Genomic DNA, 12,307 nt, shown 5'->3' with positions numbered 1-12,307 from the left:
CTTGTTGAAGGTGAGAAGGCAAGCGTAAACTGTCGACCCAACTCTAGGGTCAAGTGGTGTTTTCATGAAAATCGGTGAAATCGAGGCCCGCAGCGGCGCCAGCCGCCATACGCTGCGTTACTACGAGCAGATCGGCCTGATTTCGTCGCAGCGGCGAACGAACAACTACCGTGTCTACAGCGCGCAGACTCTGCAGGATCTGGACTTTATCCAGCGCGCGCAAAGCATGGGGTTTTCCCTGGGGGAAATAGGCGAGATTCTCGATGCGCAGCGCAACCAGATGATCGATTGTGCCGAGGGCGCCAAGCTGATTGAAAAGAAAATGGCAGAGATCAAACAGAAAATCGCCAACTTCCAGGGCATTTATCGGTATCTGGATGAAGAGCGGGCAAAGCTCGAAGCCAGTGCTGCCGAGCAACTTGAGCGGCAGCGGCTGAGCAACGCATCCAGCTGAACGGCCCGCTTCCATTACCCAGTCTTCGCCCTCCACGTTGCGCATCTGCGACTCCTCCTGGCCGGCAGGGCTTGGGCAACTGGCGCTGTAACCGGGCCACCACCGGACGACTCGGTAACGGCACCGATGGGGGGGGGCACGGTAGCCCTGCGGGCGTTGGTGTTGCGGTTTTCGCGCTTCTTGCTGGTTTTCTGTGGGCCTGTCCCCGGTCGTCTCAACCCAGGTACGAAGCCTGTGCCTTTGCGGTCGTCGTGAGTTCGTCGCGCTGTACAAGGGATGTCGGCCAGCAATAAAATGAGAAGTATTATCATTAATGCGAATCTCTCATGTCCAACCACAGCCTTTCTTCGCCCGTCGCCCAGCTGTATGCGAACCATCACGGCTGGCTGCGGGGCTGGTTGCACCGGCGCCTGGGGCACAGCGCCGATGCCGAGGACCTGGCCCACGACACCTTTATCCGCGTGTTGCGCTCCCAGGAGGATGTGCGCGAGCTGCGCCAGCCCATGGCGTTCCTGGCCACCATCGCCAACGGGCTGCTGATCAATCGCTGGCGCCGGCAGGCCATCGAGCGGGCCTATCTGCAGGCGCTGGCGGCGCGGCCGGTGGGGGAGGAGCCTTCGCCGGAGGAGCGGCATCTGATGATCGAGACTCTGCTGCAGCTGGATTCGCTGTTGGTGGGGCTGTCGTCGCGGGTGCGGCAGATCTTCTTTCTGTCCCAGCTCGATGGCTTGACCTATCCGCAGATCGCCGCGCAGTTGGGGCTGACCGTGGCCCAGGTGCAGCGAGCCATGGGCAAGGCGTTCAGTGTTTGCTACGCGAGCCTGTTTGAATGAGTGGCGCGGCGGTCGATCCGCGGGTGCGGAACTGTGCCATCGATTGGCTGGTGCGGATGCAATCCGGGCTGATGAGTACCGCGGACCATCAAGCCTTGCAGCAGTGGCGCCAAGCCTGCGCCGAGCATGAGCACGCCTGGCAGCGGGTCAGCCGTTTGCCGCTGAGGTTGCAGCCGGGGGCCGAGCTGTTGGCCGATGCCACCGCGCGCCGGGCCTTGCAGGCGGCAGGCAGCGATCCAGAGCGGCGGCGCCAGGTGCTCAAGTGCCTGTTGGCGCTGGGACTGCTGGGGGGCGTCTCCTGGCAGGGGGCGGACTCCACCCTGGTGCGTTCGGCCCTGGCTGGTTATCGCACCGGCATCGGTGAGCGCCGGCGTTGGGCCCTGGCCGACGGTGGTTCGCTGTGGCTTAACACCGCCAGTGCGGTGAACCTGGACTTGAGTGCAGGGCAGCGCAACGTGCAGTTGATCGAGGGCGAGCTGGCCCTGGATACCCCGCTGGCATCGGCGTCGCTGCAGCTGCAAACAGCGGATGCTTGGTTGTACAGCCAGGGCGCCCATCTGCTGGTGCGCCATGATCGCCAGGGCACTCAGGTGAGGGTGCTGCGGGGCCTGGTGCAGGTCAGTGCCCGCCAGCAGTCGACGCCGCTGGCGTTGCAGGCCGGTTGGCAAACCCGGGTCGATGGCCGGGGAGCAGGGCAGCCCAGCCCCATTGATGTAGTTCTGGCCCAGGCCTGGATGCGCGGCATCCTGCCCGTCGAGCGCATGCGCCTGGATCAGTTGCTGGCGGAGCTGGCGCGCTATCGCCCGGGTTTCTTGCGTTGCAGCGAAGCCGTGGCGGCCTTGCGGGTGACCGGAAGTTTCCAGCTGGACGACACCGATGCCGCCCTGGCCCTGGTGGCTAACACCTTGCCGGTGCGCATCGAGCGCAGAACCCGTTATTGGGTGACGGTGGTGGCGGCCTGAAGATTTTTTTTCACCGACGCGGGAGTTTTTTCGATCTGGCTTGGCCTTCAGGTATTGCCCACCGGCACAGGTGGGTTTCGACCCCCAGGAGCCTTGCATGATTTCCCCCGTTCGTGTCTTGCGTACCCAAACCTTTGGCCTGCTGTTTCTCAGCCTGCAACCGCTTTACAGCGAGATGGCGCTGGCAGCCGGCGAACGTCACTTCAGCATCGGTGCCGGTCCCCTGGACCAGGTGCTGGCACGCTTTGGCGCCGAGGCGGGGATCAGCATGGCCGGCAGTGCGCTGCTCACGGCAGGCAAGACCAGCCCGGGGCTGCAAGGGGATTTCAATACCGAGGCTGGCCTGAACCGCCTGCTGGCGGGCACCGGCCTGGGTTACGTGCGCCAGGCCGACGGCGGCTATGCCTTGCGCCTGCGCTTTGATGCGGTGTCGCTGCCGACGCAGAAGGTCAAGGGCGAGAACCCTGACGAAGAGGATGTGTACCGGGCACCACGGTCATCGGTGTACATATCCGCCGATGACATGCAGCGCTTTGGCGTGGTTTCAGTGGGCGATGTGCTCAAGGGCCAGCCCGGGGTGCAGGTCGGCGACAGCCGCAATGGCGGCGGCCTGGATGTGAACATCCGCGGCATCCAGGGCCAGAGCCGGGTGGCGGTGACGGTGGACGGTTCGCAGCAGGCGCTGGATGTCTATCGCGGTTATGCCGGGACCCAGCAGCGCAGCTACATCGACCCGGACATGATCAGCGACATCGCCATCGACAAGGGCCCGAGCCTGACCTCCAGCGCCATCGGCGGCACGGTGAAGATGCGCACCCTGGGTGTCGGCGACATCCTCAAGGATGGACAGAATGTCGGCCTGCGCCTGAAGGGCGATCTGTGGAACAACGGCGTTGCCCCGGCCCGTCGCGACCCCCATTCGAAGACCGAGAGCCTGTACTCGGAACCGCACCAGAGCCGCGGTGGGCTGTTCGGCTCGGAGGCCGAGTCCGGCAGTGCCGCGTTCGCCTACAGCCATGAGTCGTTCGATGTGCTGGCGGCCTACGCCCAGCGCAACCAGGGCAACTATTTTGCCGGCAACAAGGGCCAGGATCGCTACCGCACCTATGACCGCTATGGCGAGGAGGAAACCAGCGTGGCCACCACCTACAACGCCGGGGAAGAGGTGCTGAACTCCTCGTCGAAGACCCAGTCGTGGCTGCTCAAGACCACCCTGCGTCCGGCGGACGGCCACAGTTTCGACCTTGGCTATCGCCGTTATGACGGGCGCATCGGCGAGATCATGCCCTCGGACATCTTCCGTTTCGGCACCGGTGGCATCTACCAGTACCCCCTGGGCCACACCCGGATCGACACCTACACCGCGCGCTACAACTACCTGCCGGCGGACAATCCGCTGCTGGACCTGACTGCCGACCTGTGGCTGACCGATGCACAGACCAGCCAACTGAGCGCCTGGTCGGCACCGGCTTCCCAGGCCTATCGCAGCGACCGCTCCTGGAGCCGCCAGGCCAACCGCCGCACGGGTGGCGGTCTGGCCAACACCTCGCGCTTTGCCACCGACTACGGCGACCTGAAGCTGGACCTGGGTGGCTCGTTCCAGCTGGAGGAGCTGCGTCCGCAGAAGGGCGTGGTCACCACCCAGGACGACATCAACGCCAACCGCAGCTTGCGCGAAGGCTCGCGGCAGGAGTTCAGCTTCAACGGCAAGCTGGAATACCAGCCGGTGCAGCGCCTGACGCTGTGGGGCGGCGGGCGCTACACCCACTATCGCAGCAAGGACCATGTGGCCAATGCCACGGCGCGCAGAGAGGAACGCGAACACCGGTACGTGACCGTGTCGCGCCCCGACGACTATGGCTACCTGATGTGGTTCCCGGACCAGAACGGGCGGTACACCGATGCGACCGACCCACGGTTGCACAACGGCATCGTCTTCAACAACACCAACTACCCCTTCGAGGGCACGCCCTATAACCAGTACGGGGCGACCGATACCGAGGTCGGCGACTCGCAAGTGGGGCGGGTGGTCACCGGCTACACCTATTCTGGCAAGGACAGCAACAGCGGCGGCGCCTTTGCCCCGGCGTTCGGCATCAATATCGAGGTGCTGCCGGATACCTTTGTCTATGCGTCCTACACCCAGGGTTTTCGCATGCCTTCGCTGTTCGAAACCGGCTACGGCGTGCAGCAGACCACACCCGGCAAGGGCCTCAAGCCCGAGCGTTCGAGCAACTGGGAGATCGGCGCCAGCACCCTGCACAAGGGCCTGCTGGTGGATGACGATACGGCGGCGATCAAGCTGGCCTACTTCAACAACACCATCAAGAACTACATCACCCGCTACTACGACCCGAGCCCCGGCCTGTGGGGCCTGATGCGCTTCAGCAACACCGACAGCTACACCACCCGTGGCCTGGAACTGCAGACCCGCTACGATGCCGGGCGGATGTTTGCCGACCTGTCGTCCACCTACTACCTGAAGACCGAAACTTGCGACGCGGCCTTTGCCGCCACCCTGCGCGCCACCAGCAACCCCTATCGGAAAACCGCCGACACCCCGGACTGCACCCCGGGCAGCTTCATGGGGTCCTACACCAACACCCAGAACCCGCCGCGCTTTGCCGGCAACCTGACCACCGGCCTGCGCTTCTTCGACCAGAGCCTGACCCTCGGCACGCGCATCACCTACACCTCGGGCCCCACCGTCACCGCCGACAAGCCCTGGCAGACCGGCGCCACCACGCCCCAGCTGAACTACCGCGAAGTGGCGCTGGTCGATCTGTTTCTGAACTACAAGTTGAAGGAAGACGCCAGCCTCAATGTGTCGCTGCAGAACCTCACCGATCGCTACTACCTGGACCCGCTGGCGCAGAGCTTCATGCCGGCGCCGGGGCGCACGTTGCGGGTGGGGATGCAGGCGAAGTTCTGAGGGCCGGGCAGTGGCCGGCTGGTTGCGATGACTCAAGGCGACGGCCATTCGGAAGGCGCTTTTGCGGCTAAAGTTTTGAGTGCCCTAATTGAGAGGAATCCCGATGAACCTTTTGTCTTCTGTATCGCCGCCCAAGCCTGTTGCCTTGCTGGCTTATGGCGGTTTGCTGCCGTTTCTCGGGCTGGCGTTGCTGGCCTTGGTGTCACAGGCTCAGCGTCTGTTGTGGTGCCAGGCGCTGGTCAGTTACGGGGCGGTGATCCTGAGTTTCGTCGGGGCCCTGCATTGGGGCTTTGCCATGATCGCTCCCGGCATGAACGCGCAGCAGCGTCGCACGCGCTTTATCTGGAGCATCGTCCCCGCGCTGATGGGGTGGGTCGCCACCTTGCTGCCTTTGTCATGGGGTGGGCTGTTATTGATTGCCGGATTTTTTGCGCACTGGCGGCATGACCGGCAGCTCTCGCAGGTCATGCACCTACCGGCCTGGTACCTGCCGATGCGTTTGCGCCTGACCCTCGTGGCCAGCGCCTGCCTACTGCTGGGTGTGCTCGTGATACTCATCGGGAGTTAAGCGCGACGTTGGATTATCCGGCCCCGGGGCATCGGTGGCGCCCACTACTTTTGCTCCTGTTCGGGAAGGTCGCTCTGGTATTCGCCCCACTCCATGTAGGCGTAGTACTGGGTCATGGCTTCGACGTGGCTGTGGGCTTCAACTTCCCACACCATCTTGGCGTCGGGGTGAAGCAGTTTGCGTGCGGTGTCTCCCTGCGGGCCGCCCGGGCAGAATGTCTGACAGTCATCCGGTTCCATCCAGAGTTGGTAATTCATCTTTGACGCCCATGTTTTTTGCGGTTGTGCGCCCGTGAGTCTTTTGCCTCCGGGCCTCTGAGTGTGGCGGGTGCGCTATCGCCGTTTTGCTTCCATCGAGCCGACCGAGCGCAGATATTTCCCTGCCTGAGGGCTGGTGATCTTTTCTGGCTCAAGGACATACAGCGAGCTCCAAAGCGGTGGTAAACCCAGTTCCTCCATGTAGGAAGTGAAACTGTTGAAAGGCTCGGTGCCAATGTCCCCGGCAGCGAGCCAGAGCGACTCGCACCCTTGGCAAAGGTGCAGAATTTCCTGTGTTGCCCGCACTTGAACCTTGGTCACGACACCTTGTTCACATTCTGGACACTGCATATGTCGCCCTCCTTAATCGTGTGGTCGTCATCGTTGCTCTTGCGCATCCATGTAGCGTTCTACCCAGTCGATCAGCGTCGGTGCGGCGAAGGCCGTCGGCAACAGCGGCCGCGCCGTGGTGGACAGTGTGAACGCGCCCTGGATAAAGCAGGTAATGCCGGCCACCAGGGCATCGAGTTGGCGCACGCGGCGTCCGCGTTCGGCGTAGCACTGCCGGAGCAGGCCTTTGAGCAGTTTCATCTGTGTCGCTAGCGCCGCCTGATAGACCTCGCGCACGTCGGGGTCGTGCACCGACTGCTCGCCGATCATCACCCAGGCGGCAACCGCATCGGGCTGGGCATCCGAGCCATAGGCAAGGTGGGCTGCGATGTAGGCTTGAAGTCGTTGCCCGGCGGTGTGTGCTGCCGCGGCCCGGGATTCGTAGCGCTGCTGGGCGTAGCCGGCCAGCGAGTCGACCAGTGCCACCAGGATTTCGCGCTTGTCCCTGAAGTGGTAGTGCACGAGGCCGGGGGTGAGCTCCGCGTGCCGGGCGATGGCGGCGATGGTGGCCCCGGCGTAGCCGGCCCTGGCCATGACGGCCTGGAGTGCCGCGACGATCTGGCCGCGTCTTTCGTCGGTGTTCGAGCGGCGTGCCATGTGCTTCTCCAATATTGGTTGTGCGACCAGTTTAGCATTGACATCGGCGGCGTCGCACCCTAGCGTTGCCAATATTGGTTGTAGGACCAACTTTGGAGAATCATGATGAATTCCCTGGCTGAAATGCTGGTGGCGCGCCCCCAGGCTCCCTCGGTTGTGGTCGAGCGGCCTCTGGGTGAGGCGGTGCGGTGTGTCCTGGTGCACGGGTTTCTCTCGGCAAGCGAGTGCGATGCCCTGGTGGCCGCCACCGAGAAGCTCGGGTTTGCCAGCGCAGTGTCCGACTATCCGACCTCCTACCGCGACAACGACCGGATCGTGGCGGACGATCCGGCCCTGGCCCAGCGGTTGTTCGCGCGCCTGCGCCAGTGCTTGTCGCAGGCAGCGGGACTCGCTGCAGTGATGGACGAAGAGGGCTGGCGCATGGTCGGCGTCAATGAACGGCTGCGCTTTTGCCGCTACCGGCCCGGCACCCAGTTCCGTGCTCATCAGGACGGTGTCCACCATCGCCAGTCCAGCCAGTCGCGCCTGACCTTCATGATCTATCTCAACGACGATGCCTTCAGTGGCGGTGAGACGCTGTTCTTTGAGGGTCGCTCGGCAGCCATGTCGGGTCGCGATGCCACGCTGCGCCTGCGGCCCCGCAAGGGCAGCCTGATTCTGTTCGATCACGGGCTCTGGCACGCGGGGGCCCCGGTGGACTCGGGCCGAAAGTACCTCATGCGCAGTGACCTGATGTACCAGCCGCAGCATTCTCGGTCGATCGACGGCCCGTTCCAGCCCGGCCACCAAGGGTACGTCTGGGCGCTTGCCAGCCTTGGCGAACGGGGGTTTGCCAGCGCCGGGCGCGACGCCAGCATTCGTCTCTGGAGTCGCGAGGGCGAGTACCAGGGCCGGCTCGACGGACACAGCCAATCGATCCTCGGCTTGCTGGAGATCGCGCCTGGCGAGCTGGTGTCGCACTCGCGTGACCGGACGATTCGGCGCTGGTCCTTGGCAAGCGGAACCTCGACGCTGGTCGGCACCTCGGATTCGGCGCTGCTGTGCTGTGCGCGGCTCGCCTGTGGCCGGCTGGTCAGCGGTGCCGCCGACGGCCGCGTGACGCTGTGGAACCTGGCATCTGGCACGGCGGACGAGCATCAGGCCCACGCCTCTTGGGTCTGGGCGATCGCGCCTTTGGGCAACGGTGGTTTCGCCACCGCCGCGGAAGACGGGACGGTCAAGTTGTGGCAAACCGAGCTGCGCGACTGCGTGCAAGTGATCGATCTGGGGCGTCCACTGCGGACGCTGGCGAGCTGGGTCGATGTCGATGGCCGCGTCACCTTGGTCGCGGGTGATCTTGACGGCATGCTGCACCTGCTGGCGTGCGGCCAGGCACTGACGCTCGTGGAGCGCTTTGCCGCCCATGACGGGCCGGTGCGGCGCGTGCGCTTCGAGGCGCGGCAGGTGCTGCTGAGCTGTGGCGAGGATGGCCTGGTCCGGCGCTGGCAACTGCCATCACGGCAGGGGGTGGTCATCGGCTCGCACGACAACTTCGCCACCGATGTGCTGCCCAATGGCTGCGGTCGCTGGATCAGTTGTGGCTATGACGGACGGATAAGGCAGCATGGCGCCACGGGCTAGCGTTCGGCCGGGCAGCCGCCCACCTGATGGGCCTCGCCGCTGCGTATACCCACCAGGAGAGGGTGATCGGCGCGGCTTGCACCCTGGGCCCATTTGCCCAAGCGCAGTGCGGCCCGATCCCCGGTCCTGGTCGCATAAATTTGAAAAGCCTGGAATTGCCCGCCAGAATCGCCCCCCGATCCGGCCCGAGTGCCGGAGTTTGGTGGTGAAAAGGGGCAGCAGTTGAAGCAACAGACATTGTCCATGCGCCTGGCGCGTGTAGCGGCGCAGGTGCCGGCTGGCGCGTGCCTGGCCGATATTGGTTCGGACCACGCTTACCTGCCGGTGGCCTTGCTGCTGCGCGGCAGCATTACGGCGGCGGTGGCCGGCGAAGTGGCCTTGACTCCGTACCAGGCGGCCTTGCGCACGGTGCGCGACAACGGCCTGGAACAGCAGGTCAGCGTGCGCCTGGCCGATGGCCTGGCGGCGATCGAGCCACAGGACCGGATCAGCGCCATCAGCCTGTGTGGCATGGGCGGCGAAACCATTCGCGACCTGCTCGACAGCGGCCAGGCGCGCCTGAGCGGCCAGGAACGCCTGATCCTGCAACCCAACGGCGGCGAGCAGCCGCTGCGCCAATGGCTGATGGACAACGGCTACCGCATCCTGTGGGAGGAGGTGCTGCGGGAAAACCGCTTCGACTACGAAATCATCGTCGCCGAGCGCTCCGGGCCGGTGAGCTACAGCGCCCGGGAGCTGTACTTCGGCCCACTGCAAATGCAGCTTCGCAGCCCGGCATTCCTGGCCAAGTGGCAGCGTCTGCTGCACCTGAAGCAGCGTACCCTGGAGCGCTTCAGTCGGGCACAGGCGGTGCCGGAAGAGAAAGTGCAGGACATGGCCCGCCAGGTGCGCTGGATCAGCGAACTGCTGGCCTGACTCGATTCATTCAATTGCCTGCAGCCCGCAAGACGCAGCGAGCTGGCCCGTGACCCTGTGCTCAGAGCGAGCGCTGGTTGACCCGGGCCATCAGTTGCTCGGCACTTTCCTTGCGCTCGGAGTAGCGATCTACCAGGAAGGCCTGCTGGTTTCGCAGCAGGAGAGTGAACTTCACCAGCTCCTCCATCACGTCCACGACCCGGTCGTAGTAGGCCGAGGGTTTCATCCGGCCGTCCTCGTCGAACTCCATGTAGGCCTTCGCCACCGAGGACTGATTGGGGATGGTGAACATGCGCATCCAGCGGCCCAGTACCCGCAACTGATTGACCACGTTGAACGACTGTGAGCCTCCGCACACCTGCATCACCGCCAGGGTCTTGCCCTGGGTCGGGCGCACGGCGCCGAGTTCCAGGGGGATCCAGTCGATCTGTGCCTTGAACACCGCCGACATCGCGCCATGGCGCTCCGGCGAGCACCAGACCTGACCTTCGGACCATTGCACCAGGTCCCGCAGTTCCTGGACCTTGGGGTGCTCCACGCTGGCGTCGTCGGGCAGTGGCAGCCCGGACGGATTGAACAGGCGAGTCTCGGCACCCAAGTGCTGCAACAGGCGCGCGGCTTCTTCGACCAGCAGGCGGCTGAACGAACGGGCGCGGGTCGAGCCATACAGCAGCAGGATGCGGGGCTTGTGCTCGGGCCTGGCGAGCTCGCCATCCAGCAACGAGAGATCAAGGTTGGGCAGTTGTTCTGACATGTGTCCTCCGGCTCACAGTGTGCCAATGCGGTCCAGTTCGTGTTGCAGTTGCTCGCGGTCGAGGCGGTGCAACGGCAGGTCGAGGAAGGCTTTGCAGCGTCGCTCGATGTGCGCCAGGGTGGCGCGGAAGGCCGCCTCGACGGTGGCTTCGTCGGCGCTGATCGCGGATGGATCCTCCAGGTTCCAGTGGGCCTTGAGCGCCGGGCCGAAGAACACCGGGCAGGCTTCGCCGGCAGCCTTGTCGCAGACGGTGATCACGATGTCGGGCGGGTTGTCGGCGAAGGCGTCGTTGCCCTTGCTGTACAGGCCGCCGGTGGCGATACCGGCCTGCTCCAGGGCATGCAGGCTGCGGGGCAGTACCTGTCCCTTGGGAAAGCTGCCGGAACTCAGGGCCTGGAACCCCTGGGGGGCCAGGTGGTTGAACAGGGCTTCGCAGAGGATGCTGCGACAACTATTGGCTGTGCACATGAACAGGATTCGCATGGGTCATTCCTTGCGCTGTGGGCGGATGTCAAAGGCTCAAGACTCACGGGTTTGCGTTATCAGCAGCAGGCGGCGCGGACCGGGCGCCCCTGCATGTTCTGCAGGCGCAAGGCGTTTTGGCGCAGCCAGTCGCTGTTGGCCCGAAAGGTCACTTGCAGGATTTCCCCGACCCAGGCCGGCAGCTGAGGGTTGAGGCGGTAATAGACCCATTGCCCCTGGCGACGGTCGAGCAGCAGGCCGCTGCTGCGCAACTGGGCAAGATGACGGCTGATCTTCGGCTGACTGTCGTCGAGGGCGCACATCAACTCGCAGACACACAGCTCACCCTGGTTGGCAATCAGCAGGGTGGCGCGGGCGCGGGTTTCGTCGGCAAGGCTCTTGAACAGCTCAAGAGGCGTGATCATGGAACGTAGCTCGTATATATGGGTGTGCGAATATATGGAAATTCATATGTATTGTGCAAGTGTTGCCGGGACGGCTGTTCGGCGGCGGCGGGGATCAGGAGCTGACCGCTCAGGCGGGCGACACTTGTCGCTGGCGAAATCGGGTCTATATGATCGCCACGTTGTGTCATCCGCGGCCGGTTTGGCCGGCGGCAGTTTCGGACTCTACAGGGACGTGCGATTGATGAAATGCAGATTCGGGAAAGGTCTGGGCGATAGCCTGGGCAAGACGTTGGCGGGTTGGGGCGTGGCCGGCCTGGTCCTCGCGTTGCCGTTGCTGGCCCAGGCCGGGCCGGCACCGATTCCCCCCGGTGCGGTGCTGGCGGTGATGCACAATGTCGAGGTGCCCGACCAGGATGAGGAGGCGGAACTCCAGGACGGCGTCACCGCGACCTTCTGGTACGGCCAGGAGCTGGACGTCGACGGCAAGCACTACTACGCCACCTTTGTCTGGCACACCCGGGACAGCGCGGCCCGCCAGGGCGAGGATTTTGCCGCCCCCGAGGTCCAGGTGCGGCTGGCGGATGCGACCTTCGAACTCACCCACCCGGGCCAGACGCCGGCCTATTCCATCCGCAGCATCGAACGCAAGATCGGTTTCTTCGGCGGCCGGGAAAAGCCCGAGGAGGTTGACAGCAAGCGCCAGGCCGTGGAGCACCGCACCGCCGATGGCCGGCTGTTGCTGGCGGTGCCCACCGCCACGTTCGACAACGGTGTGGTGACCAAGGGCTACACGATGTTGCTGTTCAACCCGAACAAGAAGCCGGAAGACGATGGCTGGGTCTGGTCCTATCTGGGGCAGGTGCGCACCGGTGAGGACAATTCCGCCGCTTGTGACGAGGGTGCGGTAATGCCCTGTATCGGCAGCGACGGCGAGTTGAGTTTTGTGGCCGGCCAGGGGCCGTTGCCGCAGGTGCAGGTCAAGGTTAGCGGCACCACCTTCCAGGGCCCGGGAAAAATCCGCTCCCTGGCTGCGGCCGATAACCTGACCTACGTCTACGACAGCAAGAGCCAGCAGTACACCAGCCAGGAACTGGCGTCGCGGCAGCCGTGAATTCGCCGGCGGCATGAGCGGCCGTCAGGGCGCGGGTCGTGCCCC

General features: G+C 64.5%; 13 protein-coding genes. 8 read left to right on the top strand and 5 right to left on the bottom strand.

Annotated features, from left to right (window positions below; translation table 11 throughout):
* Positions 1 to 64: 64 nt before the first annotated feature.
* The 5 genes from BLV47_RS17985 (at position 65) to BLV47_RS17965 (ending at position 5,749) form a co-directional block, all read left to right on the top strand.
* Positions 65 to 454 (top strand): MerR family transcriptional regulator, encoded by a 390-nt coding sequence (locus BLV47_RS17985; protein ID WP_092315770.1) that lies wholly within the window; start codon positions 65 to 67, stop codon positions 452 to 454.
* Positions 455 to 780: 326 nt separating this feature from the next.
* A complete protein-coding gene (locus tag BLV47_RS17980) occupies positions 781 to 1,287 on the top strand; it encodes a sigma-70 family RNA polymerase sigma factor (protein WP_092315768.1) in 507 nt (168 codons plus the stop codon).
* A complete protein-coding gene (locus BLV47_RS17975; protein ID WP_092315766.1) occupies positions 1,284 to 2,249 on the top strand; it encodes a FecR domain-containing protein in 966 nt (321 codons plus the stop codon). The genes BLV47_RS17980 and BLV47_RS17975 overlap by 4 nt, the downstream gene beginning before the upstream one ends.
* Positions 2,250 to 2,346: 97 nt before the next feature.
* A complete protein-coding gene (locus BLV47_RS17970; protein WP_092315764.1) occupies positions 2,347 to 5,181 on the top strand; it encodes a TonB-dependent receptor in 2,835 nt (944 codons plus the stop codon).
* Between the two features lie 103 nt (positions 5,182 to 5,284).
* Positions 5,285 to 5,749, top strand: a complete 465-nt coding sequence (locus BLV47_RS17965; RefSeq protein ID WP_092315762.1) for a DUF3429 domain-containing protein — start codon at positions 5,285 to 5,287, stop codon at positions 5,747 to 5,749.
* Between the two features lie 332 nt (positions 5,750 to 6,081).
* On the opposite strand, the gene BLV47_RS17955 is transcribed toward BLV47_RS17965, so the two are convergent.
* Together BLV47_RS17955 and BLV47_RS17950 are read right to left on the bottom strand one after the other, a co-directional pair.
* The gene (locus BLV47_RS17955) at positions 6,082 to 6,357 is read right to left on the bottom strand and encodes a hypothetical protein (protein WP_092315758.1); all 276 of its coding nucleotides are present in this window, start codon (positions 6,355 to 6,357) and stop codon (positions 6,082 to 6,084) included.
* A 27-nt stretch (positions 6,358 to 6,384) separates the two neighbouring features.
* A complete protein-coding gene (locus BLV47_RS17950) occupies positions 6,385 to 6,993 on the bottom strand; it encodes a TetR family transcriptional regulator (protein WP_092315756.1) in 609 nt (202 codons plus the stop codon).
* Between the two features lie 102 nt (positions 6,994 to 7,095).
* Here BLV47_RS17950 and BLV47_RS17945 point away from each other — a divergent pair, with 102 nt between their 5' ends.
* Together BLV47_RS17945 and BLV47_RS17940 are read left to right on the top strand one after the other, a co-directional pair.
* Positions 7,096 to 8,613, top strand: a complete 1,518-nt coding sequence (locus BLV47_RS17945; RefSeq protein WP_244168903.1) for a 2OG-Fe(II) oxygenase — start codon at positions 7,096 to 7,098, stop codon at positions 8,611 to 8,613.
* A gap of 222 nt (positions 8,614 to 8,835) precedes the next feature.
* Positions 8,836 to 9,528: a tRNA (adenine(22)-N(1))-methyltransferase gene (locus BLV47_RS17940; protein WP_279626585.1), complete on the top strand. Its 693-nt coding sequence runs from the start codon at positions 8,836 to 8,838 to the stop codon at positions 9,526 to 9,528.
* Between the two features lie 61 nt (positions 9,529 to 9,589).
* Here BLV47_RS17940 and arsH read toward each other — a convergent pair whose 3' ends face one another.
* From arsH to BLV47_RS17925, 3 genes are read right to left on the bottom strand one after another with little or no spacing between them, the layout of a single operon-like run.
* Positions 9,590 to 10,282, bottom strand: a complete 693-nt coding sequence (gene arsH / locus BLV47_RS17935) for an arsenical resistance protein ArsH (protein ID WP_092315750.1) — start codon at positions 10,280 to 10,282, stop codon at positions 9,590 to 9,592.
* Positions 10,283 to 10,294: 12 nt separating this feature from the next.
* Positions 10,295 to 10,765 (bottom strand): arsenate reductase ArsC, encoded by a 471-nt coding sequence (locus tag BLV47_RS17930; RefSeq protein WP_092315748.1) that lies wholly within the window; start codon positions 10,763 to 10,765, stop codon positions 10,295 to 10,297.
* A 59-nt stretch (positions 10,766 to 10,824) separates the two neighbouring features.
* Complete coding sequence (locus BLV47_RS17925; RefSeq protein WP_092315746.1) at positions 10,825 to 11,169, bottom strand: metalloregulator ArsR/SmtB family transcription factor; 345 nt, start codon at positions 11,167 to 11,169, stop codon at positions 10,825 to 10,827.
* Positions 11,170 to 11,392: 223 nt separating this feature from the next.
* Between BLV47_RS17925 and BLV47_RS17920 the strand changes: the two genes are divergently transcribed.
* Positions 11,393 to 12,262, top strand: a complete 870-nt coding sequence (locus tag BLV47_RS17920) for a hypothetical protein (protein WP_092315744.1) — start codon at positions 11,393 to 11,395, stop codon at positions 12,260 to 12,262.
* Positions 12,263 to 12,307 lie beyond the last annotated feature (45 nt).

The organism is Pseudomonas saponiphila, from assembly GCF_900105185.1.
In the GTDB taxonomy this organism is placed as follows: Bacteria; Pseudomonadota; Gammaproteobacteria; order Pseudomonadales; family Pseudomonadaceae; genus Aquipseudomonas; species Aquipseudomonas saponiphila.
The sequence above is the reverse complement of the archived record's forward strand: the minus strand, read 5'-3'. Positions and strand labels throughout refer to the sequence as shown.